The organism is Halochromatium sp., from assembly GCF_046541315.1.
Taxonomy (GTDB): Bacteria; Pseudomonadota; Gammaproteobacteria; order Chromatiales; family Chromatiaceae; genus Lamprobacter.
Window position 1 is genome coordinate 1 of sequence record NZ_JBKHDN010000018.1, and the last position, 22092, is coordinate 22092.

Genomic DNA, 22092 nt, shown 5'->3' on the forward strand with positions numbered 1-22092 from the left:
CGATCGCTGCGCGCGGGCGAGTCGGGGTCACGTTGTCCAGGCGGGGGTTCCACGTGGAACACGGCGATCGTTGCGCGCGGGCGAGTCGGGGTCACGTTGTCCAGGTGGGGGTTCCACGTGGAACACGGTGATCGCTGCGCGCGGTCGAGTCGGAATCACGTTGTCCAGGCGGGGGTTCCACGTGGAACCTGTCTGGAGCGCGAGTCGGCGCGGTCGGATCAGCGCACTCGTGGCTGATCGCCGATCAAGCCATCGATCGTAACTACTCAGGGGATACTCATCGTGCAATCCGCTCCACGGTTCCATGTTCCACGTGGAACACGGCATCCTCCGCCGTGCGCGAGGCCTCGAGAATCCTCTTGCCAGTCAGCGCCGTGACTAGGATTTGGCCAGGTTGCCGTCGCAACAATGCCATGGCGCGCGCGCTCCATTCCGGGGACAACTCGGCATCGAGATCATCCACCAGCCAGATGGCGGCGTGGCCCTCGGCGGCAGAGACCGAGGCCTCTGCGGCAAGCTGGAGCATGATGCCCGCCACCTTGCCCTGACCCCGCGAGGCCACCCAGGGCTCGCCCTGACGTCGCACCGAAAAATCCGCGCGCGACGCGCCAAGATAGGTGAAGCCGCGCTCGCGATCGGCCGCGCGCATCCGCTCCAGCCGAGCAAGCAAGTCGCTCGGTTCGGCGACCAGCCCTTCCCAGTGGGGCTCAAGTTCGGTCAACCATTCCGCCTCGGCGCTCACCCGACGAAAGGCATCGACCAAGGCCGCGAAGAAGCGCGCCCGCAGCGCGAGGAGCGCCGCCAGTGCCTCGGCATAGGCCCGATCCCAGACCGGCGGCCCAGCGGCACCGGAGCGCAACCAGGCATTGCGTTGCGCCGCGAGCCGCCGATAACGGGAGAACACCGCCACCGCCGAGCGATCCCAGCGCGCGAGATTCCAATCGATGAAACGCCGGCGCAGCGAGGGCTCGCCATCGACGAGGGCATGGGTCCACTCGCAGATGAGGCGCACCGGCAACGCGACATCCGCGCGCTGCCGCTGCGCGCGTTCATCGGCGTTGCTCGACCAATCCAGGCGCGTCGGCCCCAGCGGATGGCGAATCCAGCCTTGGACGTGGGACCGGCTGAACCCCTGTTCGATCGGACTCCTGAAGCGGCGCCCGCGAAAGCTGCGCCCGCGACCGAGGCAGTAGATCGCCTCGAGCAAGGCCGTCTTGCCGGCCGCATTGGGGCCGACAACCCAGCTCAGGCCCTCGGGGATCTCGATGTCGACCGCGTGCAGATTCCTGAAGCATTGGATTCGGACGCGATCTAACCGCATATCGCGCGACGCAAGTCCTCGGAGACGAAGGTTCGATGAGCGCCTGGACTAGAGCCGCATGGGCATGATGACGAAGATCTCATCCTCGGCCCCAAGCCCCTGCCAGACCGCGCTGCTCTCGGCACTGCGGAAGCGGACCTCGACCGTCTCCGCATCCACTGCCGCGAGGACATCGAGCACATAGGCGACGTTGAACCCAATCGATACCGACTCGCCCTCATAGGCGATCTCGATCTCGTCCTCGGCCTCCTCCTTTTCCGGATTCTGGGTTTGCAGCCCCAGCCGCCCGTTCTCGAAGGTCACTCGCACGCCCTTGTATTTCTCGTTCGAGAGGATGGCGGTGCGTTGTAGCGCGCCCTTGAGCCGATCGCGATCGATGCTGGCATGGCGTTCGAGATCCGCCGGGATGACGCGGTTGTAATCCGGATACTGACCTTCGACGAGCTTGGAGATCACCAGCGTCTTGCCGAGTTCGACCTTGAGGGTGCGCTCCGAGAGTTCGATCCGGATCTGCTCCTGGGCCGAGCCGAGCAGTCGCTTCAACTCCAAGACCGTTTTGGCCGGCACGATGACCTGCGTCGGCTCGCTCCCGAGGCCTTCGCCTTCGCCAGTCAGGACCGCCACGACCTTGGCGAGGCGATGACCATCGGTGGCAACGGCGACCGCGCGCTCGGTCGAGAGTTCGAGCAGGACCCCGTTGAGGTAGTAACGCACATCCTGCTGCGCCATGGCGAAGGAGGTCTTCTCGAGCAGTCGGTGCAGGGTCTCGCGTTCCATCTGCAAGCCGATCCGCGCCGGCGGCACCTCCATGGCCGGAAAATCCGCCGCTGGCAAGGTGCTGAGCATGAAACGACTGCGCCCGGAGGAGACGCTCGCGCGCTCGCCTTGGACTTTGATCTGAATGCGCGCGTCTTCCGGCAGGGAGCGGCAGATATCGATCAGCTTGCGCGCGGGCAAGGTGATGGCGCCGGCCTCCTCGATCTCGGCAACGGCGGCGCTGCTGATCTCGATCTCGAGATCGGTGCCCTTCAGGCGTAGCCAACCGTCCTCGGCGGTGAGCAGCAGGTTGCCAAGGATCGGCAAGGTTTGACGACGCTCGACAACGCCACCGACAACCGACAGAGCCGGGAGCAGAACAGACCGATCGACGAAAATTTTCATGAGTCATTACTCTTTATCTGAAAAGATCCAAACAGTTGTCGCAATAGGCCCCGTGGATAACCCGGCAGGGCCGCTGAAACTGTTGAGACAACAGCCGGTTGGCTCTCAACGAAACCTGTTCGGCAAGACGCTGTTTGGGTGTGTGCAAGCTGTGGATAAGATTCGCCGGGCAAACCATGCGCAGGTTATCCACAGTCAATTCTGTAGTGTTCTCAACAGGATCTTATAGTCTTCTTCGATCATGGTGTCGCCCGCGCGCAACTCCGTCACCTTGCGGGCGGCATGGATCACGGTGCTGTGATCCCGCCCGCCGAAGGCCTTGCCGATCTCCGGCAGGCTGTGCTTGGTGAGTTCCTTGGCCAGCGTCATGGCGACCTGCCGCGGGCGCGCCACCGAGCGGGATCGGCTCGAAGAGAGGAGATCGCTGACGCGGATCTTGTAATGCGCGGCGACGGCCTTCTGGATGTTCTCGATCGAGACCTGCTTGTCCTGAGCCACCAGCATGTCGCGCAGCGCGTCCTTGGCGAACTCGACCGTGATCGGGACACCGAGGAAGCGCGAATTGGCGGCCAGGCGACGCAAGGCGCCCTCGAGTTCGCGGATGTTCGAGCGCACGCGCTTGGCGACGAAAAAGGCGACGTCATCCGGCAACACCATCTGCAGCATGGTCGCCTTGCTGTTCAGGATGGCGACCCGGGTCTCGAGATCCGGCGGCTCGATGGCAACCGTCAGCCCCCAGCCGAAGCGCGAGCGCAAGCGTTCCTCGAGACCGCTGACCTCCTTCGGGAAACGGTCGCTCGAGAGCACGATCTGTTGCTGGGCCTCGAACAGGGCGTTGAAGGTGTGGAAGAACTCTTCCTGCGAGCGATCCTTGCCGGCGAAGAACTGCACATCGTCGATCAGGAGCACATTGACGCGCCGGTAGAGCCGCTTGAACTTGTCGATCTCGTTGTGTTGGAGCGCTCGGATCATGTCGGAGACGAAACGCTCGGAGTGGACATAGATCACATGTGCCTTGCGGTTGGCCTCGATGATGGCGTTACCGATGGCATGCATCAGATGCGTCTTGCCGAGTCCGACCCCGCCGTAGACGAAGAGCGGATTGTAGGCCGTGCCCGGGTTCTGGCCGATCTGGATCGAGGCCGCGCGCGCGATCTGATTCGACTTGCCTTCGACAAAGGACTCGAAGTTGAAGGCCCGGTTGAGGCAGGCATCGGCGCGTCGCTTCTCGAGCGTCGCATCCGCGTCCGCCGCGCCGGGGCCGCTGTCGATGCCGGGCGTGCCGTCATCCTGCTGTTTGCGCAGCGCCCCGATCTCGAAGCTGACGTGCTCGATGCGGCCCTCGCTGACGCCCAGGCAGAGGGTGGCGATCTGGGTTTCGTAATGCTGCTTCACCCAATCCTTGACGAAGCGGTTGGGGGCGAACAGGCGCAGTCGCCCTTCCTCCTCGCTGGCTTGCAGCGGCATGATCCAGGTGTTGAATTCAGAGTCAGTGAGATCCTGTTTCAGCAGGCTTGTACACTGGTCCCAGAGCTTCGGCATAGGCCGATCCTCTTGTTGATCGTGGGTGGTGGGGGGTCGCCTGGGTAGCGACATCGACGCCTCAGTCTAGTCTTCGAGGGGGCGGTTATCCACAGCCGGCGCGAGATCGCGGCGGTTCGAAAGAATGCGCTAGGCGTTGACCCATGCCCGGGCGCGTTCTAATATGGGCGGTCTTGCTCTACGGGAGCGTCCGGCTGGCCCCGCGCTCCGATGGTCGACCATCGTCCCAGCCGATGCCCGTTGTCACGAGCACCGAACAGCAACCTTGACCTGGATTGGCCGATCCCGCCCTGGCGGGGCATCATTCGTGGAGACTCTCGCGTGAAACAGACCTTCAAACCCAGTCGCCTCAAGCGTGCCCGCACGCACGGGTTCCGAGCGCGCAATGCCACGCGCAATGGCCGTAAGCTGTTGCAGGCCCGGCGTGCCAAGGGCCGCGCGCGGTTGACGCCCTAGCCTTGTCGATCCGGCCGGCGCGAGCCGATACCGATCATGAGCAGCCGCCGCAGCCTCCACACCAGCCGTCGTTCGCCTTTCCGCGCTCGGCGCGCTTGCTGGACGCCGGAGACTATGAGCGCGTCTTCGCCGGCGCGCGCCGCTCTGCGGACCGCTACTTCACCGTCCTCGCCCGCGCTCGGGCGCTGGCCGACGAGTCCTTTTCGGAACCGTTCGGGACCGCTCGGCTCGGCTTGGCCATCTCCAAGCGCAGCGTGCCGCGAGCGGTCGCCCGCAACCGGATCAAGCGCGTGATTCGTGACAGTTTTCGTCATGCTCGGGCCGAGCTGCCTTGTGTCGACCTGGTGGTCCTCTGCCGCCGCGCGGCCGTGGATGCCGACAACGCCACCCTGAGCGCCGCGCTCGCGGCGCACTGGCGGGAGCTGGCCCGATGATCGCGCGCCGGCTTGCGCGCGGGTTGTTGCGCGGCTATCAGCTCTTTTTGAGCCCGCTGCTCGGCAATCATTGCCGCTTCTATCCCACCTGCTCGCAATATGCCATCGAGGCGATCGAGCAGCATGGGGTCTTGCGCGGCACCTGGCTGGGCTGCCGGCGATTGCTGCGCTGCCATCCCTGGCATCCAGGCGGCGTCGATCCGGTGCCGCCGGCGAAGACCTCGCCGACCTCTCACCCTCATACCTCCACCAACCGCTAGCGCAAGTCGTCTCCCCCTCATGGAAAACATGCGCCTGATCTTGATCCTGGCCCTCGCCTTCGTCCTGTTTCTGATCTATCAGGCCTGGGTCGAGGATTACGGAACCCCGCCGGCTCCTTCGCAGAGCACGCAAGCCCCCGCCGCCGGAGGCGATTCCGCAACCCCCGCCGATGCACCCGCAGCGCCGGCCGTCGAAGCCCCGACCATTCGGGAAGCCGGCAGCATGGCGAGCACCGCCGGCAATGACGCCCAGAGCGCGGAGCCGATCATCGTCGAGACCGACGTGCTGCGCGCCGAGATCTCGGCGCGCGGCGGCACCATCCAGTCGCTCCACCTGCTCGACTACAAGCAGGAGGCCGACGATCCGACGCGGCCGTTCCAGCTGCTGAAGCCGACGACGCCGAATCTGTTCATCGTCCAATCGGGGCTGCTCGGCGGCCCGAACGGCACGCTGCCGACCCATGACGCGGTGTTCACCCCGGCCAACACGCGCTACACCCTGGCCGAGGACGAGAACCAGCTGCTCGTCGAGCTGTCCTGGGAGAACGATGCCGGACTGCGGGTAATCAAGCGTTACCGCTTCGAGCGCGGACGCTATCTGATCCAGGCCAGCCAAGAGGTGATCAACCAGAGCGAGGCGCCGATCTCGGTACGGGATTACCAGCAGCTGAAGCGCACCGAGCTGTACGACCCGAACAAGTCGAGCTTCATCCATACCTACACCGGCGGCGTCTACTATGGGCCGGAGGTCAAGTACAAGAAGGAATCCTTCGACGATATCGGCAAGCGTCCGCTGGACGTGACCATCACCGATGGCTGGGTGGCGATGATCCAGCATTACTTCATGGCGGCCTGGATTCCGCCGAGCGGTGTCGAGCAGCATTTCTACACCAAGGCGGTCGATAACGGCAGCCAATACATCATCGGCGCCTACTCGCCCGCGTTCAGCATCCCGGCCGGCGCCAGCCACAGCTTCGAGAGCGAACTCTTCGCCGGGCCCAAGCTCCAGGACCGGCTGGCCGAGATCGCCCCGGGCCTGGACCTGGCGGTCGACTACGGTTGGCTGACCATCCTCGCGCAACCGATCTTTTGGCTGTTGAATGCGATCCACTCGCTCGTCGGCAACTGGGGCTGGGCCATCATCATCCTGACGATCCTGATCAAGGCGGCCTTCTATAAGCTCTCCGAGACCAGCTACAAGTCGATGGCCAACATGCGCAAGATGACGCCGCGCATCCAGGCCCTGAAGGACCGCTATGGCGACGACAAGGAGAAGCTGAATCAGGCCTTCATGGAGCTGTACAAGAAGGAGAAGGTCAATCCGCTCGGCGGCTGTCTGCCGATCCTGGTGCAGATCCCGGTCTTCATCGCCCTCTACTGGGTGCTGCTCGAGAGCGTCGAATTGCGCCACGCGCCCTTCATCCTCTGGCTCGATAACCTGACCGAGCCCGATCCCTTCTACATCCTGCCGCTGATCATGGGCCTGTCCATGTTCGTGCAGCAGAAGCTGAACCCGCCGCCGCCGGACCCGATGCAGGCCAAGATCTTCATGGCGCTGCCGTTCGTGTTCACTGTCTTCTTCGCCTTCTTCCCGTCCGGCCTGGTGCTCTACTGGACGGTGAACAATCTGCTCTCGATCACCCAGCAGTGGTACATCACGCGCAAGGTCGAACAGGCAACCGCGCAGGGAGGAGGCGCTTCGAAGAAGGGCAAATGACGGGCGCGACCATCGCCGCGATCGCCACCGCGCCGGGCACTGGCGCGGTCGGCATCGTGCGCGTCTCGGGACCGGCCGCCGGCGAGATTGGACGCGCGCTGTTCGGCACCCTGCCCGCGCCACGCCAAGCGGTGCTGCGCGGCTTCGTCGATGCCCAGGGCGAGGTGATCGACCAAGGGCTCGCGCTCTGGTTCCCGGCCCCCGGCTCCTTCACCGGCGAGGATCTGCTCGAACTCCAGGGCCACGGCGGCGCGCGCGTGCTCGACCTGCTGCTCGCGCGGGTGCTGGAGCTGGGCGCGCGCCCGGCCCGCGCCGGCGAGTTCAGCGAGCGCGCCTTCGTCAACGGCAAGCTCGACCTGGCCCAGGCCGAGGCCATCGCGGACCTGATCCAGGCCGCCACCGAGACCCAGGCCCGGCTCGCCAGCCGCAGTCTGCAAGGCGTCTTCTCGCGCCGCGTCGAGGATCTGGTCGAGCGCCTGACCCGGCTGCGCGCGCAGATCGAGGCCGGCTTGGACTTTCCCGACGAGGATCTCGACGACCTCGGGATCGGCGAGGCCGACTTGGCGAGCCTGATCGAGGCCACCGAGCGCTTGCTCGCCAGCACCCACCAAGGCGAGCTGATCCGTGACGGGCTCCTGGTGGCGATCGCCGGGGCGCCCAATGCCGGCAAATCCAGCCTGCTGAACGCGCTGGCTGGCACCGACGCGGCCATCGTCACCGAGCGTCCCGGCACCACCCGCGATCTGCTGCGCGCCGAGATCCAGATCGACGGTCTGCCGCTGCGGTTGGTGGATACCGCCGGCCTGCGCCCGTCGAGCGATCCGGTCGAGCAGGAGGGGATTCGGCGTGCGCGGGCGCAGATCGCGCAGGCCGATCATCTGCTGCTGCTGATCGACGATACCCTGCCCTGCGCGCAGGGCAGGGTATCCGCGCATCTTGACGCACTCGGGTTGGACCTGCGGGTGCCAGTGACCCTCCTGCGCAACAAGATCGATCGCAGCGGGCGCCCCGCAGGCTTGACGATCACCGCTGACGGCCAACCCGAAATCGGCTGTTCGGCGCTGACCGGCGCCGGTCTCGACGCGCTGCGCGACCATCTCAAGGCGGTTGCCGGCTATCAGGGGCCGGGCAGCGGAGACTTCTCGGCGCGCCGTCGCCACGTCGAGGCACTGCGCCTTGGCCGCGACCGGATGCTCGAAGCGCGCGCGGCCTGGCAGGCGGCGGCAGCGCCGGAGCTGGTCGCCGACGATCTGCGCATGGCACAACAGGCCTTGGCCGAGATCACCGGCGCGGTCGGTTCGGACGACCTACTCGGGCGCATCTTCAGCGAATTCTGTATTGGCAAGTAAGACGTTGAATGTCTCGCGGAGGAACCGATGACGATGAAACAGGCAATCGCGCAGGTCGTCGACGGCCATGATCTCGACGAGGAGACAATGACCGCGGCGATGGACGCCATCATGACCGGCCAGGCCACGCCGGCGCAGGTGGCGGGCTTCCTGGTGGCGCTGCGGCTCAAGGGCGAGACCGTGACCGAGATCGCGGCGGCGGCGCGGGTGATGCGCGGCTTGGCGACCGGTGTCGACCTCGCTGGGCTGGCGCCGACGGTCGACATCGTCGGCACCGGCGGGGACGCCTCCGGCACCTTCAACATCTCGACCACCAGCATCTTCGTGGCGGCGGCGGCGGGCTGTCATGTCGCCAAGCACGGCAACCGCTCGGTATCCTCGAAATCGGGCGCGGCGGATGTGCTCGAGGCCGCCGGACTGCGCCTGGACTTAAGCCCGGAGCAGGTGGCGCGCTGCGTGCGCGAGGTCGGCGTCGGCTTCATGTTCGCGCCGGCGCATCATGGCGCGATGAAGCATGCGGTCGGGCCGCGTCGCGAGCTGGGTATCCGCACCCTCTTCAACGTGCTGGGACCCTTGACGAACCCGGCTGGCGTGCATCACCAGGTGCTCGGGGTGTTCTCCGAGACCTTGCTGATGCCCCTGGCCGAGGTGCTGCAACGCCTGGGCTCGACGCATGTGTTGGTGGTGCACGCGCGCGACGGTCTCGACGAGATCAGTGTGGCCGAGCGCACCGAGATCGCCGAGTTGAAGGATGGCGCGATCAGCCGCTACAGTCTGGCGCCCGAGGATGTTGGCCTGAGCCGTTCGAGCCTGGACACGATCCGTGTCGAGGACCCGGCGCAGAGTCTGGCCTTGTTGCTCGATGTGCTGGATAACCGGCCGGGTGCCGCGCGCGATATCGTCGTGCTCAATGCCGGCTCGGCGATCTACGCGGCCGATGTCGCCGACTCGCTCGCCGACGGCGTGCGCCTGGCCGCTGCGGCGATCGCCAGCGGTGCCGCCCGCCAGCGCTTCGATGCCCTGATCGCGCTGGCCAAGACCCTATGAACGAGACCCCCGATATCCTCAGGCGCATCGTCGCGCGCAAGCGCGAGGAGGTCGCCGAACGCAAGCAACGGCTGCCGCGTTCCAGCCTGGAGGCGCGCCTGGCCGAGGCCGATCCGCCGCGCGGCTTCGCCGCCGCACTGCAGCGCCGCGTCGCCAGCGGCGACGCGGCGGTGATCGCCGAGATCAAGCGCGCGAGTCCGAGCAAGGGGCTGATCCGGGCCGACTTCGATCCGGCCTGGCTCGCGCGTTCCTATGCCGCCGGCGGTGCCTGCTGTCTGTCGGTGTTGACCGATCGCGACTTCTTCCAGGGCGATGACGCGCATCTGATCGCGGCGCGATCGGCCTGCGCGCTGCCGGTGATCCGCAAGGACTTCATCGTCGATCCCTATCAGGTGATCGAGGCGCGGGCGATGGGCGCCGACTGCATCCTGCTGATCGTCGCCTGTCTCGCGGACGCGGCCCTGGCCGAACTCGGCGCATTGGCTGCGGAACTTGGACTCGACGTGCTCACCGAGGTCCACGACGCGCGGGAGCTGGAGCGCGCGTTGGCGCTGCCGGGTCGCCTGTTGGGCATCAACAACCGCGATCTGCGCAGCTTCGAGGTCGACCTGCGGACCACCCTGGACCTGCGCGCGCAAGTGCCCTCGGAGCGGCTACTGATCACCGAGAGCGGCATCCACGCCCGCGCCGATGTTGAGCTGATGCGCGAGCAGGGCGTGCATGGGTTCCTGGTCGGCGAGTCCTTGATGCGCACCGCTGACCCAGGGCAGACCCTCGCCAGGCTCTTCGCCCCGGCCTGAGATTGCAGCCCGGGCCGCGCCTGGCTTGAGGCGCCTTCGAGCCGCGGTCCTGGCTCAGGCCGCTGGCGCGCGGCCAGGTCGCAAGATGCGTCGCTCGACGCTCGGGCGATTTGCGTCGATCGCCTCAACGAATATCCTCGCTCAGCGGGTGCCGAAGACGACGATGGTCTTGCCGGCGACGCTGATATGGCCTTTTTCCTCGAGCGTCTTCAGCACCCGACCGGCCATCTCGCGCGAGCAACCGACCATGCGGGCCAGATCCTGGCGCGTGATGCGAATCTGCATGCCGTCGGGATGGGTCATGGCGTCTGGTTGCTTGCACAGTTCAAGCAGAGCGCCGGCGATGCGGCCGGTGACATCGAGGAAGGCGAGATCGCCGACCTGGCGGCTGGTTTGGCGCAACCGCTGCGCGAGTTGTTCACCGATTGCCAACAGCATCCCGAGCGCGTGCTCGCTGAGTTCGCGATGGAGCAACTGCTGGATGCGGGTGTAGCTGATTTCAGCGATGGTGCAAGGCTCCCGCGTGCGCACGATCACGCTGCGGGCGGTCAAGGGATGGAACAGGCCCATCTCGCCGATGAATTCTCCCTTGTTGATATAAGCCAAGGTGAGTTCATGGCGATGATCGTCCTCGAGGAGCGCCGTGACCGAGCCATCGATCAGATAGTACAGGCTCTCCGCCGGCTGCCCGACGCGAATGAAATCGGTGTGCTTCTCGTAATGTTTCGTATGGCAATAGCTCAAGAACGGCTTGAGCCAGGTTGGTTCTTGGGGCGGCTTAAGCATCGACTCGCGCACCTCTTGGCAGTGGGTCGTTTTAGTCTAGCAAGTCTCGCTTCGAGGCGGTTGCGATGCTTGCAGGCCGCTGACGCGCTCGACGCGGCGTGTGGCCGGAAGCGGTGGCCTGATACCGAGAGGTTCATCCCCGCAGGCGCGGGGAACACGGTCATGAAGAGCGCTGATGGGTTCGCGCAGGATCCGCTCTGAGCACCGGGCGCGCCTGGTCGAGGGTCTTCGGCGCGCGCTCGGCATAGGCCAGATAGAGCGCATCGAGGGTCTTGAGCAGGTGCCAGCCCCTGAGATCGCAGGTCGGGATGCCGAAACCGAGTCGCATGGGGATGGTCTCGTCCTGCCCGGTCCCGGGACGGGCGTAGAGCACCAGGACCACCGCGAACAGCGGGGAATCGGGGTCGGTCTCGGGTCGGCGTGCGCCCGGCTCGCCGCTGCTTGGGTTGTGGCGGGCCAGGGCCTGTTTGTACTCCTTTTGCTCGATCGGGTCGCCCCAGTGTTCGACCTTGGCGTGGGTGATGCGGAACGGGCCGCTCGTGGCGAGCGCGAAGGCATGCGTGTTGACGTGTTCGTAGCGATAATGCAGGCCGATATCCTCGGCGCTGCGGCGAAAGGCCTCGGCGCGCTCGAAATAGCGGGCATTGCCGAGTCGCATGCGGTAGGCGGGGGCGTCCGGGGGGGTGCGCTGGGCCTGACGATAGGCCACGGCGGTGCACTGGGTCAGGCGTTCCTCGAGCCGGTGGAAGAATGCCTCGGGGATGGCGGTGAGCACGGACTGGAGTGAATCGGACATCGGGCGGGTACCTCGGCGGAGCCGGCTCGGATTCGGTTTTCGAGTACCCTGATCATAACTTGAAAAAGTTTCGTGTCTAGTCCTTAGCGTTCTGTAAACATTGATAAAACAGCGTTTCTTGCTTCGGCAAGGGGGCTGCCGCCGGATCATGTCGCTTGACTGGCAACGAAGGTCCAACGATGAAAGCCAAGAAACCACAGATTCCACTGATCTGGCATGCCGAGACCAACAAGGCGGTCAGCGAGGACTTGAACGAGCCGAATCGGGCCGTGGTCGATGAGTTCGCGCGCCTGATCAAGGCCGGCGCGCGGGAGACCGTCCTCAAGGCGGTGCGCCGAATGCCGCCGTCGAGCATGGTCTCGCTGTTCGTGCATCTGCCGCTGAAGCGCGCGCGCAAGCTGACCAGCTGGCTGGATCAACCGCAGCTGCGCATCATCGCCGAACTCAATCCGTCGTTCCGCGCCGCCTTGCTCGAAGATGTCGCGGTGCAGCGGCTGATCGATGTGCTCGACGGCTTCGAACCCGAGGAAGCCGCCGATGCGCTCGACGATCTCCCCGAGGAGGTCGCCGAGCAGGTGCTGCCACGGCTGCGCGAGCGCGAGACCATCGAGGCGCTGCGCGGCTACGGCGAGGAATCCGCCGGCAGTATCATGAGCCGCAAGTTCGTCGCGGTGCCGAACGATTGGACCGTCGGCCAGGTCACGGACGATATCCGCAGTAACGCCGACGCCATCGAGAAGCTCTATGCGGTGAATGTGGTCGATGCCGAGCAACGTCCGGTCGGCTATCTGCGTCTGCGCGATCTGCTGCTGGCGCCGAGGCAGACGCCGGTGCAAGAGATCATGCAGACCGACTTCGTCGCGGTCGGCCCGGAGACCGACCAGGAAGAGGTGGCTCGCTTCGCCGATCGCTATGAACTCTCGGTGGTGCCGGTGGTGGATCGTGAGGGGCGCCTGATCGGCCGCATCACGCCCAAGCAGTTGCACCGCGTGCTGCGCGAGGAGGCCGAGGAGGATCTGAATCTGATGTCGGGACTGCCGGCGGATTCGCGCCCCGATCAATCGGTTCGGCGCATCGTGCGCGGGCGTATCCCCTGGCTGCTGGCGGGACTCGCCGGGGCCAGTCTGTCGGCGCTGGTGGTCGGGGCCTTCGAGGATCAGCTGGCGAAGGCGGCGATCCTGGCGAGCTTCATCCCGATCGTGATGTCGATGGCCGGCAACGCCGGCATCCAGGCCGCGACCGTGGCGGTGCAAGGTCTGTCGAGCGGGACCATCACCGTTGCCGATCTCGGCTGGCGGTTGGGCAAGGAACTGGTCGCGGCGCTGGTCAATGGTGTCATCGTGGCGGTGGTCTTGATCGCGCTGGTGCTGCTGGTGGGATCATTCATCGAGGTCCGGCAGCCGCTCATCCTGGCCTTGACCGCCGGGTTGGCGTTGCTCTCGGTGATCCTGGTGGCGGTGATCGTCGGCGCCAGCATCCCGATCTTGCTGGAGCGGATCGGGATCGACCCGGCGATGGCCACTGGTGTCTTCATCACCACCGGCAACGACATCCTCTCGGTGGCGCTGTTCTTCCTGCTGATGATGGCGTTCTACCTATGAGCGATCATCGCCGTCGGCCGCCGCTGCGGTTGCAGCCGCGCCGTTCGCGCTGGCTCGCGCTGATGCTGCTGAGCGTGCATCTGCTAGCGGCAGCGGTCTTGCTCGTCGTCCCGCTCGAACCGGTGGCGCGCGGGCTGCTGCTGCTCCTGGTCGCGCTGAGCCTCGGCGATACGCTGTGGGCACGGGTGCTCGCACTGGCGCCCTGGTCGCTGCGGGAGGCGACCTGGTCCGAGCAGGGCTGGCAGCTCGGCTTTCGTAACGGTCGCCAGCGCCAGGCGGTGCTGTTGCCGAGCACGCTGGTCACGGTGCCAGTGGTGATCCTGCATTTTCGGGTCGGCTGGCTGCGCTATCCGTCGCTGATCCTCACGGAGGAGGTGATCGCGCCGGAGCGGTTGCGACAATTGCGTGTCTGGCTGCGGTTGCAGGGTTCAGCGCCTTGAGCCGGCTGACGCCGATCACGAGGTCCGATCTGGATTCGGCTCCAAACGTTGTCCGCAAGAGCGCTGACGTTGATTTGGCGATTCCCTCAGCGATTCCCTCGCCGTCGATAGGCTAAGGCCGCTGCAACTGGAGTTCGGGCTGGGTGGTGTTCCGCCGGTCTTGCCGTGTTTTCCCCGGGACCTATCTTGTTCGCGCCTCGGGGCGAATCGTTATACTGGCAGACGAGACATCGATTCCCGGCGCCGTTGACTGCATGAGCGGCGCCCTGTTGCCGGGAGGCGCGGATGAAGGTACTGGTCACAGGCGGAGCCGGCTACATCGGCAGCCACACCTGCGTCGAGCTGCTCGCCGCCGGGCATGCGCTGGTCGTGGTCGATAATCTCAGCAACAGCAAGCTGGAATCCCTGCGACGGGTGCGCGAGATCAGCGGCCGGCCGCTCGACTTCGTGCGCGCCGACGTGCGCGATGCGGCCGCGCTCGAGGCCTTGTTCTCGGCGTATGCGTTCGATGCCGTGATCCATTTCGCCGGCCTCAAGGCGGTCGGCGAGTCGAGCGCGATTCCGCTCGATTACTACGAGAACAACCTCGGCGGTACCCTGGCCCTGTGCCGGGCAATGGACAAGGCGGGCGTCAAGCGCTTGGTGTTCAGCTCTTCGGCGACGGTCTATGGCGATCCGGCAACGGTACCGATTCGCGAGGACTTCCCGCTCTCGGCGACCAATCCCTATGGCCGCACCAAGCTCTTCATCGAGGAGATCCTGCGCGACCTCTACCGCGCCGATCCGAGCTGGGAGATTGCCCTGCTGCGCTATTTCAATCCGGTCGGCGCGCATGCGAGCGGGCGCATCGGCGAGGACCCGAACGGGATGCCGAACAACCTGATGCCGTTCATCGGCCAGGTCGCGGCCGGCAAGCGCGAGGCGTTGCAGGTCTTCGGCGACGACTATCCAACCCCGGACGGCACCGGGGTGCGCGACTACATCCATGTGGTGGATCTGGCGCGCGGCCACTTGGCGGCATTGGAGCGGTTACCGGCGGTCCCTGGGCTCCTGACCTGCAATCTCGGCACCGGGCAGGGCTACAGCGTGCTCGAGATGGTGCGCGCGTTCGAGGCCGCGAGCGGTCGCTCGGTGCCCTATCGGATCGTCGGCCGGCGGCCTGGCGATATCGCAACCTGTTACGCCGATCCCGCCTATGCCCGCGCCGAACTCGGCTGGCAGGCCGAGCGCGGGCTGGAACAGATGGTCGCCGATGCCTGGCGCTGGCAGTCGCAGAATCCGGATGGCTATCCTGACGCCGATCCGGATTCCGGTCTCGACCGAGCCACCTGATCCGGTGATCCCGGCGCCGGCAGGCCGACGCGATCGCCGCTCGACCTGATTGCCGGACAACACTGACCCAGAAGCCCAGGTTCCACCGGATGTTCGTGTTTGTGCGTCAGGGCAAGGGCGATCATCGATGCGGCATCCAACCATCGAGCACTAGAAGCTGCGGTCGCTACCGGTCCAAGGCGGGATTTCCGTCAATCGCCTGATCGCCCGTCGAGTCAGGCGTCCTCGTCCGCTAATACCCCATAATGATGGGCGCCCTCGAGCACCCCGCTGGTGTAGTAGCCGCTCAGCCCCCTAAAGCCGCCGCTGGCGAAGTAGGCCCGCAAGTCCGGATTCTGCGCCTGGGCCTCGCGCACCTTCTCGACCAACTGCTCGTCGGCATTGCGCACCAGCACGCCCGAGAAGCCGGCGGTGAGCGGGAAGATGTCGTTGCCGCTGTCACCGCAGAACACCACCTCCTGCTTGGGCACGCCGGTCTGCTCGGCGAGGAACTCGAGCGCGGTCTGCTTGGTGGCCGCCTTGGGCAGAAAATCCAGGAGGCCGTCGCCGCTCTGCGAGTCGAAGCTGTAGATCGCGACCTCGTCGAAGCGGTCCTGGGTGCGCTCGGTCACTTGCGCCATCACCGCGTCCTGGTTGGCGTGATCGACGTAGTAGCTCTGCTTGAACGGACTCAGATGCTCCGCCTCCTGCTCGCGCAGCCCGTCGACGTCGGCCACCGCTTCGCGCACGGCAGCGGCATCCCAACGCGGGCAGACCTGTTTCACATGTTCGACCCAGGCCTCATCGATCTGCCACTGGCCGTCCTCGAAGCGGCGGATCGAGGTGCCGACGTCGCCGATCAGGACATTGGGAGGGCGGATGCCGAACTCGCGGATCGCGCCCTCGGCGAGGCGCAGGTTGCGGCCGGTGACATAGACCACGAAGATCCCCTGGCGCTCGGTGAGGTCGTTGAACAGTTCGATCGCGCCCGGATCGGCGGGCCAACGGCCGTTCGGTAGCAGGGTCCGATCGAGGTCGGTGGCAAGCATTTTCATCTCGGGATCTCCGTTCTGATGCAATGGGACAGGATCGTGCCGTTGCATGCCATTTCGACAGATCGGCTAGGATCCGTCAAACCGCAACCCGGCCGGCACCGCGAGACCTCGTATCGGCCGCTGGAGTGCTCAGGTGGCGGCGCGCCACGCTGATCGAAGAAAACTCAGCAGCTCATCGGCATGGGCCTCGATCCGATCGACCGAATCATGGTCGCCACCCGCCACCACCAACAGCCGCGCCCGCGTCGGATCAGCGGCCGCGGCGATGCGTCGGGCATCCTCGATCGGCACGGTCTGGTCCCGATCGCCATGGATCAGCAGCACCGGGCAGCGAACCCGGCGGATGCTATTGACCGGGGCGATGGTCGCGAAGCGCTCGCCGATCACCCATTCGACATAGCGCTTGGTCAGCTCGACGACGAAACGCGGCAGACGCAGCCGCGCCAGATAGCGCTCGGTGAGCTGGGCCGGATCGGCGAAGGCACCGATGCTGATGACCGCCTCGATGTGCGGATTGCGCGTTGCCTCGAACAGCGCCGCACCGGCGCCGACCGAATGCCCGAGCACCGCGATCCCTGCCGAGCGCGCTGGATGCTCGCACCGCAGCCAGGCGATCGCGGCGCCCAGATCCTCGGCAAAGCGCGGCAGCGAGGAAAAGGTGTCGCTGTCGCTTGCGCCATGATTGCGCGCATCGAACAGCAGCACGTTGAACCCAGTGCGACGCAACGGCTGCGCCAGGGGCAGCATCTGCTCGGCATTGCTGCCCCAGCCATGCAGGATGATGACCGTCCGCGTGGCACCGGCGGCCGGCAACAGCCATCCGGTGAGGGCGCGGCCGCGCAGGGTCGGGAAGCGAACGCTCTCGAACGCGAGCCCGAGATCCGCCGGCGAGCCAGTCGCGGGCACGCGCGGTGCCCGAAAGCCGAGATGGACACCGAGCGGAATCAGGCCCGCGACGAGCACTGCAAGAAACGTTGGCAGCGCCAGCGTCAGTGGCGTGGTGGCGATGATGGAATCGATCATCGCGCCACTCTACCCGTGGCCGGTTCGCGCGCGCAGTGACAAATTGGGGTTCAGGACAACGAGATCGGCCAGCGCACCAGCGAGGATCGGGGCCGATGGAGGTGGTTGGCCTGGCTGAGCGTGAGGCTCGGCGTCAAGCCTCGGGGGCCGATACCGGCGCGGCGGCCACGCAGACGCGATTGCGGCCCGCCTCTTTGGCCTGATAGAGGGCAACATCCGCGCGATCCAGCAACGAATCGGCGGATTCTTGCGGCGCATGGAAGGCGGCGCCAAAGCTGGCGCTGAGTTTGCCGATCGGCGGCCAGTGTGCCGCGAGGATGGCTTGGCGGAGTTTTTCTGCGGCGGTCCTCGCTGCCTCCGCATTGGCCAACGGCAGCAGGACGACGAACTCCTCGCCACCCCAGCGCGCGAGCTGGTCGTTCGAGCGGGTTTGCACCTGCAGCAAGGTGGTGAACTGCTTGAGCACGCTATCGCCGACCAGATGGCCGTGGTTGTCATTGATGCGCTTGAAGTGGTCGATATCGCAGAGAATCAGCGAGAAGTGCTGACCATAGCGCTGTTCCGCCGAGATGGCTTCCAGCAGCAGTTGATCGAACTTCATGCGATTGTAGGCGCCGGTGAGCGCATCGCGTTCCGACAGCGCCTGAATCTCTTTTTGCAGACTGATGTCCTGCAACACCAGATAATGTTCGTCGCCGGCTTCGGCTTCCAGCCCCTGCGCCTTGCGCACCCGCACCCAGAGCGTGCTGCCATCGGCGCGCAGTACCGCGCGTTCCGGCAGCTGACCGTTGTCGGTGTCTTGGGTGTCGAGCTGTCCCAGGCCGAGCGCATCGAGCGTGGTGCCGCGCAGGCGCTCGAGGGTCCAGCCGCTGGCCTGGAGGAGCGCCGAGCTGGCGCGCGTCGCGCGCTCGTTAGCGTCGACGCCGAGCGTCATGACATGGTTGTCGATCAGTTCGAGATAGCGCCGCGAGGCCTCGGCGGCCGCGGCGGCCCGGGCCTCCGCCTCGCGGGTTGCGGTGACATCGTCGACGACGATAATGGCGCGGTGCGATTGATTCTCGTCCGGAAGGATGCGAATGCGCTGCTGCATGTAGGCGAAATGCGAGTCGATGATGCGATCGAGCGCGACCCGGAACAGATACCCTTTGCGCGGCTGCAAATACGACGGCGATTGCAGTTGCAGCGCTGCTTTCACGCGCCGCTTCAGGGTGGCCGCGGGTAAATCCGGAAACAACGCATCAAGGGGTTGGCCAACCGCTGCCGCCGCGTCGATCTCCGCGTGCTGGCTCATCCAGCGGTTCCAGGCGAGCACGGTCAGTTCCTGATCGACGATCAGGATGCCGCTGGAGAGTTGATCGGCAACCGACTGCATCAATATGGCAGACCCTTGAGTACACGGTTCAGGCTGCATCGAATCCAGTCGAAACACTGGCTATGCGTCAAGATAAAGATGCGCCCCCGAATGTGCTGCTCGGAAAACTCGATCAGGGTTTCGATCTTGACGATATGATCGGAACGGCTGGTCGCCGGCGGCTTGGCAATCGGCGTAAGGCTCAGGTGCTGCAGGTCAGGCTCGCCGAGGGTGATGCGGGCTTCGATCTGCCGCGAGAGTTCGCGCATCATCGCGGCGGTGACGATGTTGCTCAGCTCCAGCAGGACATCGTGATCGTCGTTGCTGTCGCCATCCAGCTGCGCTTCGAGGTAGGCGGCGATATTGGCGGCCGAGGTGTGATCGAGCAGAAAGATCGCCTCGCCGCTGACATCGCCGCGAAACACCTGCCGGGCCAGATAACAGCCCTCGTTCGGCGCGCAGGCATCGCGCAGGATGCCGCGAAAGCGGTAGGTGTCGATCAGGTCGATTTGCGGTGGGCGCATGGTGGCGAAGGCACCCATGATGTCGGCGATGCGCGCCGTCGCCTTGCCGGAGGCGACATTGATAAGCTCGCCAAGACAGTCGAGCTGATCCTCATTGAGTCCTTCCATCAAAGGAACCCTAGGCGTCGCAGATGACCTTGCAGTTCGGTTTGCAGCGCCGATTTGTCGATGAAGCCATCGGCGCCGTCGGCCATGACCTTGGCCACGGCGCGCGACTGGATATCGGCCGAGACCACGAGAATGGGGGTTTTGAGGTCATGCGCGCGAATCGCTTGGAGCGCGGCAAAGCCGTCCATCACCGGCATGGTCAGGTCGAGGAAAATGAGGTTCGGGGCGTGCTCACGCCACAGACTGACGCCTTCTTCGCCGTTTTCCCCCTGAATGATTTCAGCGTCTTTCAGCCCGGTCTCGCGCAGAAGACCGATGAGTAGGCGCCGGGCCATGCGCGAGTCGTCGACGATGAGCAGCTTCATAACAAAACAGCAGAGTTGATGTGGTCGGCAATGATCGCAACCAGCGAGGGCGTCGTATTCGATCGATGCGGACTCATGCGGGTCAACCTGTGGAAGCGATGTCTTGGCGTTGTTGCGCGCGCGCCAGCGCTCAGCGTTCGAACCAGAACCGTTGCTCGTCGCCCTGGCCGTCGCTGGCGCTGATGCGGAAGCTGCTATTGCGCAGATCCGCTTCCAGCGTCGCCAGGTTGTCGCCGTTGCGCCAACGGATGTGCAGCGCGTGCTGGTCGCTCGGAAGGACCTCGAAGTCGCCGCGAAACGCCGGGCAGGTGTTACGCAGCTGCAGCAACTTGAGCTGGTCGCGGACCACCAGCCGCTTGAGCCCGGCCTCGACATCATCGAGCGAGAGGTTGGTGCGATTGATCTCCTTATGGCCGGCGGCGCCGCCGCGATCGGCGGCCTCGTAGTCGTTCTTGCCGGCGAACAGATCCAGATACCAGATCTGCGGGATGCCGGGCATGAAGAGCTGGATGGCGCGCGCCATCAACAGCTTCTGCTCATCCTCGCCAAGCGCGCTGAAGAAGGTGGCATTGATCTGATAGTAGGCGATCTTGCGGCCATCCGGGCCATAGAGGTTCTTGACGCGCCCGCCGCGCTCGGTGACACGCGCCATGGTCGCCTCGATCTGCTCCTCGTCCAGCAGCCCTTCGCGGAAGCTGCCGGCCTCGGCCTTGCCGCGCAGATCCAGCAACGGGATACCATCGTGGCAGCCGAGCATGTTGATGGTCTGTAGACCCTTGGTGCGGATCTCGTCGATCCAACGCAGCAACGCCTGATTGGTGCCGCGCTCGAGCGCGTCGATGACTAGGCCGGGGAAGAAGAAGTCGTAGATCGGAAAGCCCTTGCTCGCGACCTCCTCGTGCAGTCCAGTGCCGTATTCGGCATGGATCTCGGGGAAGACGATGAGGTCGTTAGCCTCGGCGATACGTTTCAGGCGTTCGAGATAATCCCAGGTGCCGGGACGATTGAAGAAGTTCGGTTCGCCCGGCACCTTATGCAGATAGGCGAAGGCATCGAGGCGGATGATCTTGGCGCCATAGTCGCGCAGGCGCTTCAGGGTCTCCTCGTAGAAGCTCCAGACCTTTTCGGAGCGGGCGTTGAGGTCCATCTGCCCAAGATACTGACGCTTGCGCTCGATGACACTCAGGATCGCGTCCTTGTGCTCGGAATAGCCGTCGAGATCGATCGCCGCCGGATCGGTCTTGGCCGCGATGGCCTGATTGACGATCGAGGTCACCGCCGGCGCGTCGTCCGAGGAGAGGCCCTCGACCTCGGCGAGATCCGCCGGTTCCAGTTCCTGGTAGCTGACATCCTGGTAGAAGGTGTTCCAGTACAGACGATCCGTGCCATCCGGGAAGCGCACCTTGAGGATCGGCAGTCCGGGTTTGCGCATGAACAGCTTCTGCAGGTACTCCTCGGTCGGGATGATGGTCCCGTCCGGGCCGACGGTGCCATGCTCGTGCCAGAATTCGTTCCAGTCGACGAAGAAGTCCTTGTAGGTGGACTCGTTGCCGTGCTCGATCAGATCCTGGAACTGATGCGACTGCACCGAGAGGTGGTTGAGCACCAGATCGAGCTTGAAGTTGATATTGAGCTGATTCAGCTCGGCGAGATCCTCGGGCGTGACCAGCTCCTCGTTGAGTCCGTAGTCGATGATCGAGAAGCCGCGATCGAGGTCGCTGTTGAAGAAGGTCGGCAGGATGTAGAACAAAGAAAAGGTATCTTTGAACTCGGGCCGTTTCAGTACATCGACGATGTCGGAGAGACGGCCACCGATACTATCGGGGTAGGCATTGAGCATCACCCCGGTCGGCAGCGTTTGGCGAATAGGCTGTTCTTGAGACATAGATCACTCGTGTCGTTGAATCGGCTCGAGGTGCGTCTGCGGCCGCAGCGCGGCGATGGTTTCGAAGCTGGATATCGATGGCGCTGCCCGTAAGGGGCCCACTGGCAGGCGCCAGCTTAAATAAGGTCCTGGCGTCAATGCAAGAAAGGACGGCAAGGGCCGGCTGTCCTCAGAACGGGGGCTCGTCATCGTAGGGCGGTGGCTCGTTGTCGCCGAGCCCGGCGCTGCCCGAGTCGTCGGCGTTGGCCGGCGCGACCCGCCAGGCCTTCACGTCGGTGTACCAGCGTCCGTTGTACTCACGGCTCTCGAGATCGAAGCTCACGGTCAACTCCTGGCCCTCGCGGATCGCGAATTGATCGATGCGATCGCCCCAGAGCATGAAGCAGACTTGCTTCGGAAAGTCGCCGGGGAGTTCGATCACGTACTCTTGCTTGCGCCAGGGACCGCGCGCCGAGGTGCCGCTCTTCTCCGGCAGTACCTGGGTGATCTTGCCTGTCATCTCCATCTTGTTTGCTGCCTCCGCGCTGGCGTTGTCTGGTATCAGGATCGCATGGTACCAGCGCTGCTGCGGATTGCACGCTCGCGGCACCCTTGCTGGGGGGACCTGGCTAGCCATTCCGCAGCAAGACGCCGTCTCCCTGGTCGTTACAGGGTCTGAACCTCCAGCGAGTCGCCATAACAGTCGATGCCCAGACGCTCGGCCACCTTGTGGGCTCGGTCTCGGTCGAGCCGATCGAGGCGGGAGCGGTAGGGCAGCAGG

Annotated in this window: 22 protein-coding genes; 10 read left to right on the plus strand and 12 right to left on the minus strand. The window is 65.1% G+C overall.

All coding sequences use genetic code 11. The annotated features are described in order from the left end of the window. Positions 1–277: 277 nt before the first annotated feature. The 3 genes from recF to dnaA all read right to left on the minus strand — a co-directional run bounded on the left by recF (position 278) and on the right by dnaA (position 4024). Positions 278–1321, minus strand: coding sequence for a DNA replication/repair protein RecF (recF, locus tag ACLFQI_RS02470; protein ID WP_410757234.1), 1044 nt, complete (start codon positions 1319–1321; stop codon positions 278–280). Between the two features lie 48 nt (positions 1322–1369). Continuing rightward, positions 1370–2482 carry a DNA polymerase III subunit beta gene (dnaN, locus tag ACLFQI_RS02475; protein ID WP_410757236.1) on the minus strand — a complete coding sequence of 371 codons (1113 nt, stop codon included), beginning with the start codon at positions 2480–2482 and terminating at the stop codon, positions 1370–1372. A gap of 195 nt (positions 2483–2677) precedes the next feature. After that, complete coding sequence (gene dnaA / locus ACLFQI_RS02480; protein ID WP_410757238.1) at positions 2678–4024, minus strand: chromosomal replication initiator protein DnaA; 1347 nt, start codon at positions 4022–4024, stop codon at positions 2678–2680. Between the two features lie 321 nt (positions 4025–4345). On the opposite strand from dnaA, the gene rpmH reads away from it, so the two are divergent. The 7 genes from rpmH to trpC are packed head-to-tail and all read left to right on the plus strand — an operon-like array spanning position 4346 to position 10087. Next, positions 4346–4480, plus strand: coding sequence for a 50S ribosomal protein L34 (gene rpmH, locus ACLFQI_RS02485; protein ID WP_323681005.1), 135 nt, complete (start codon positions 4346–4348; stop codon positions 4478–4480). 2 nt (positions 4481–4482) lie between these two features. Continuing rightward, complete coding sequence (rnpA, locus tag ACLFQI_RS02490; protein WP_410757239.1) at positions 4483–4914, plus strand: ribonuclease P protein component; 432 nt, start codon at positions 4483–4485, stop codon at positions 4912–4914. Then, complete coding sequence (gene yidD, locus ACLFQI_RS02495) at positions 4911–5174, plus strand: membrane protein insertion efficiency factor YidD (RefSeq protein ID WP_410757240.1); 264 nt, start codon at positions 4911–4913, stop codon at positions 5172–5174. Before rnpA ends, yidD begins: the two co-directional genes overlap by 4 nt. A 19-nt stretch (positions 5175–5193) precedes the next feature. Beyond that, on the plus strand, positions 5194–6891 hold the full coding sequence (gene yidC / locus ACLFQI_RS02500; protein ID WP_410757241.1) for a membrane protein insertase YidC: 1698 nt from the start codon (positions 5194–5196) through the stop codon (positions 6889–6891). After that, the gene (mnmE, locus tag ACLFQI_RS02505; RefSeq protein ID WP_410757242.1) at positions 6888–8240 is read left to right on the plus strand and encodes a tRNA uridine-5-carboxymethylaminomethyl(34) synthesis GTPase MnmE; all 1353 of its coding nucleotides are present in this window, start codon (positions 6888–6890) and stop codon (positions 8238–8240) included. The genes yidC and mnmE overlap by 4 nt, the downstream gene beginning before the upstream one ends. A 27-nt stretch (positions 8241–8267) precedes the next feature. Continuing rightward, entirely contained in the window at positions 8268–9287 is a 1020-nt protein-coding gene (trpD, locus tag ACLFQI_RS02510; protein WP_410757243.1) for an anthranilate phosphoribosyltransferase, read from the plus strand. Further along, complete coding sequence (gene trpC, locus ACLFQI_RS02515; protein ID WP_410757244.1) at positions 9284–10087, plus strand: indole-3-glycerol phosphate synthase TrpC; 804 nt, start codon at positions 9284–9286, stop codon at positions 10085–10087. The genes trpD and trpC overlap by 4 nt, the downstream gene beginning before the upstream one ends. Positions 10088–10228: 141 nt before the next feature. Here trpC and crp read toward each other — a convergent pair whose 3' ends face one another. Next, positions 10229–10873: a cAMP-activated global transcriptional regulator CRP gene (gene crp, locus ACLFQI_RS02520; protein WP_410757245.1), complete on the minus strand. Its 645-nt coding sequence runs from the start codon at positions 10871–10873 to the stop codon at positions 10229–10231. Between the two features lie 160 nt (positions 10874–11033). After that, entirely contained in the window at positions 11034–11669 is a 636-nt protein-coding gene (locus ACLFQI_RS02525; protein ID WP_410757247.1) for a hypothetical protein, read from the minus strand. A 179-nt stretch (positions 11670–11848) separates the two neighbouring features. Between ACLFQI_RS02525 and mgtE the strand changes: the two genes are divergently transcribed. From mgtE to galE, 3 genes are all read left to right on the plus strand, one after another. After that, positions 11849–13270, plus strand: coding sequence for a magnesium transporter (mgtE, locus tag ACLFQI_RS02530; RefSeq protein WP_410757248.1), 1422 nt, complete (start codon positions 11849–11851; stop codon positions 13268–13270). Then, entirely contained in the window at positions 13267–13710 is a 444-nt protein-coding gene (locus ACLFQI_RS02535; RefSeq protein ID WP_410757249.1) for a hypothetical protein, read from the plus strand. Before mgtE ends, ACLFQI_RS02535 begins: the two co-directional genes overlap by 4 nt. A gap of 285 nt (positions 13711–13995) precedes the next feature. Next, positions 13996–15042: a UDP-glucose 4-epimerase GalE gene (gene galE / locus ACLFQI_RS02540; protein WP_410757250.1), complete on the plus strand. Its 1047-nt coding sequence runs from the start codon at positions 13996–13998 to the stop codon at positions 15040–15042. A gap of 215 nt (positions 15043–15257) precedes the next feature. Here the strand turns inward: galE and ACLFQI_RS02545 are convergent, their stop codons facing one another. The 7 genes from ACLFQI_RS02545 to ACLFQI_RS02575 all read right to left on the minus strand — a co-directional run bounded on the left by ACLFQI_RS02545 (position 15258) and on the right by ACLFQI_RS02575 (position 21837). After that, positions 15258–16076: an HAD-IIB family hydrolase gene (locus tag ACLFQI_RS02545; RefSeq protein WP_410757251.1), complete on the minus strand. Its 819-nt coding sequence runs from the start codon at positions 16074–16076 to the stop codon at positions 15258–15260. 129 nt (positions 16077–16205) lie between these two features. Then, positions 16206–17099, minus strand: coding sequence for an alpha/beta hydrolase (locus ACLFQI_RS02550; RefSeq protein WP_410757252.1), 894 nt, complete (start codon positions 17097–17099; stop codon positions 16206–16208). A gap of 133 nt (positions 17100–17232) precedes the next feature. Further along, a complete protein-coding gene (locus ACLFQI_RS02555; protein ID WP_410757254.1) occupies positions 17233–18471 on the minus strand; it encodes a diguanylate cyclase in 1239 nt (412 codons plus the stop codon). Beyond that, positions 18471–19082: a hypothetical protein gene (locus tag ACLFQI_RS02560; RefSeq protein ID WP_410757255.1), complete on the minus strand. Its 612-nt coding sequence runs from the start codon at positions 19080–19082 to the stop codon at positions 18471–18473. Before ACLFQI_RS02560 ends, ACLFQI_RS02555 begins: the two co-directional genes overlap by 1 nt. Then, the gene (locus ACLFQI_RS02565; protein ID WP_410757256.1) at positions 19082–19447 is read right to left on the minus strand and encodes a response regulator; all 366 of its coding nucleotides are present in this window, start codon (positions 19445–19447) and stop codon (positions 19082–19084) included. The genes ACLFQI_RS02560 and ACLFQI_RS02565 overlap by 1 nt, the downstream gene beginning before the upstream one ends. 130 nt (positions 19448–19577) lie before the next feature. Then, on the minus strand, positions 19578–21332 hold the full coding sequence (locus ACLFQI_RS02570; RefSeq protein WP_410757257.1) for a glycosidase: 1755 nt from the start codon (positions 21330–21332) through the stop codon (positions 19578–19580). A gap of 169 nt (positions 21333–21501) precedes the next feature. After that, positions 21502–21837 carry a DUF3127 domain-containing protein gene (locus tag ACLFQI_RS02575; protein WP_410757258.1) on the minus strand — a complete coding sequence of 112 codons (336 nt, stop codon included), beginning with the start codon at positions 21835–21837 and terminating at the stop codon, positions 21502–21504. Between the last annotated feature and the right edge of the window lie 255 nt (positions 21838–22092).

Coding starts and splice junctions, on each gene's coding strand:
- recF (WP_410757234.1), bottom strand. CDS start 1,321: ATGCGGTTAGATCGCGTCCGAATCCAATGCTTCAGGAATCTGCACGCG.
- dnaN (WP_410757236.1), bottom strand. CDS start 2,482: ATGAAAATTTTCGTCGATCGGTCTGTTCTGCTCCCGGCTCTGTCGGTT.
- dnaA (WP_410757238.1), bottom strand. CDS start 4,024: ATGCCGAAGCTCTGGGACCAGTGTACAAGCCTGCTGAAACAGGATCTC.
- yidD (WP_410757240.1), top strand. CDS start 4,911: ATGATCGCGCGCCGGCTTGCGCGCGGGTTGTTGCGCGGCTATCAGCTC.
- yidC (WP_410757241.1), top strand. CDS start 5,194: ATGGAAAACATGCGCCTGATCTTGATCCTGGCCCTCGCCTTCGTCCTG.
- mnmE (WP_410757242.1), top strand. CDS start 6,888: ATGACGGGCGCGACCATCGCCGCGATCGCCACCGCGCCGGGCACTGGC.
- trpD (WP_410757243.1), top strand. CDS start 8,268: ATGACGATGAAACAGGCAATCGCGCAGGTCGTCGACGGCCATGATCTC.
- trpC (WP_410757244.1), top strand. CDS start 9,284: ATGAACGAGACCCCCGATATCCTCAGGCGCATCGTCGCGCGCAAGCGC.
- crp (WP_410757245.1), bottom strand. CDS start 10,873: ATGCTTAAGCCGCCCCAAGAACCAACCTGGCTCAAGCCGTTCTTGAGC.
- ACLFQI_RS02525 (WP_410757247.1), bottom strand. CDS start 11,669: ATGTCCGATTCACTCCAGTCCGTGCTCACCGCCATCCCCGAGGCATTC.
- mgtE (WP_410757248.1), top strand. CDS start 11,849: ATGAAAGCCAAGAAACCACAGATTCCACTGATCTGGCATGCCGAGACC.
- ACLFQI_RS02535 (WP_410757249.1), top strand. CDS start 13,267: ATGAGCGATCATCGCCGTCGGCCGCCGCTGCGGTTGCAGCCGCGCCGT.
- galE (WP_410757250.1), top strand. CDS start 13,996: ATGAAGGTACTGGTCACAGGCGGAGCCGGCTACATCGGCAGCCACACC.
- ACLFQI_RS02545 (WP_410757251.1), bottom strand. CDS start 16,076: ATGAAAATGCTTGCCACCGACCTCGATCGGACCCTGCTACCGAACGGC.
- ACLFQI_RS02550 (WP_410757252.1), bottom strand. CDS start 17,099: ATGATCGATTCCATCATCGCCACCACGCCACTGACGCTGGCGCTGCCA.
- ACLFQI_RS02555 (WP_410757254.1), bottom strand. CDS start 18,471: ATGCAGTCGGTTGCCGATCAACTCTCCAGCGGCATCCTGATCGTCGAT.
- ACLFQI_RS02560 (WP_410757255.1), bottom strand. CDS start 19,082: ATGGAAGGACTCAATGAGGATCAGCTCGACTGTCTTGGCGAGCTTATC.
- ACLFQI_RS02565 (WP_410757256.1), bottom strand. CDS start 19,447: ATGAAGCTGCTCATCGTCGACGACTCGCGCATGGCCCGGCGCCTACTC.
- ACLFQI_RS02570 (WP_410757257.1), bottom strand. CDS start 21,332: ATGTCTCAAGAACAGCCTATTCGCCAAACGCTGCCGACCGGGGTGATG.
- ACLFQI_RS02575 (WP_410757258.1), bottom strand. CDS start 21,837: ATGGAGATGACAGGCAAGATCACCCAGGTACTGCCGGAGAAGAGCGGC.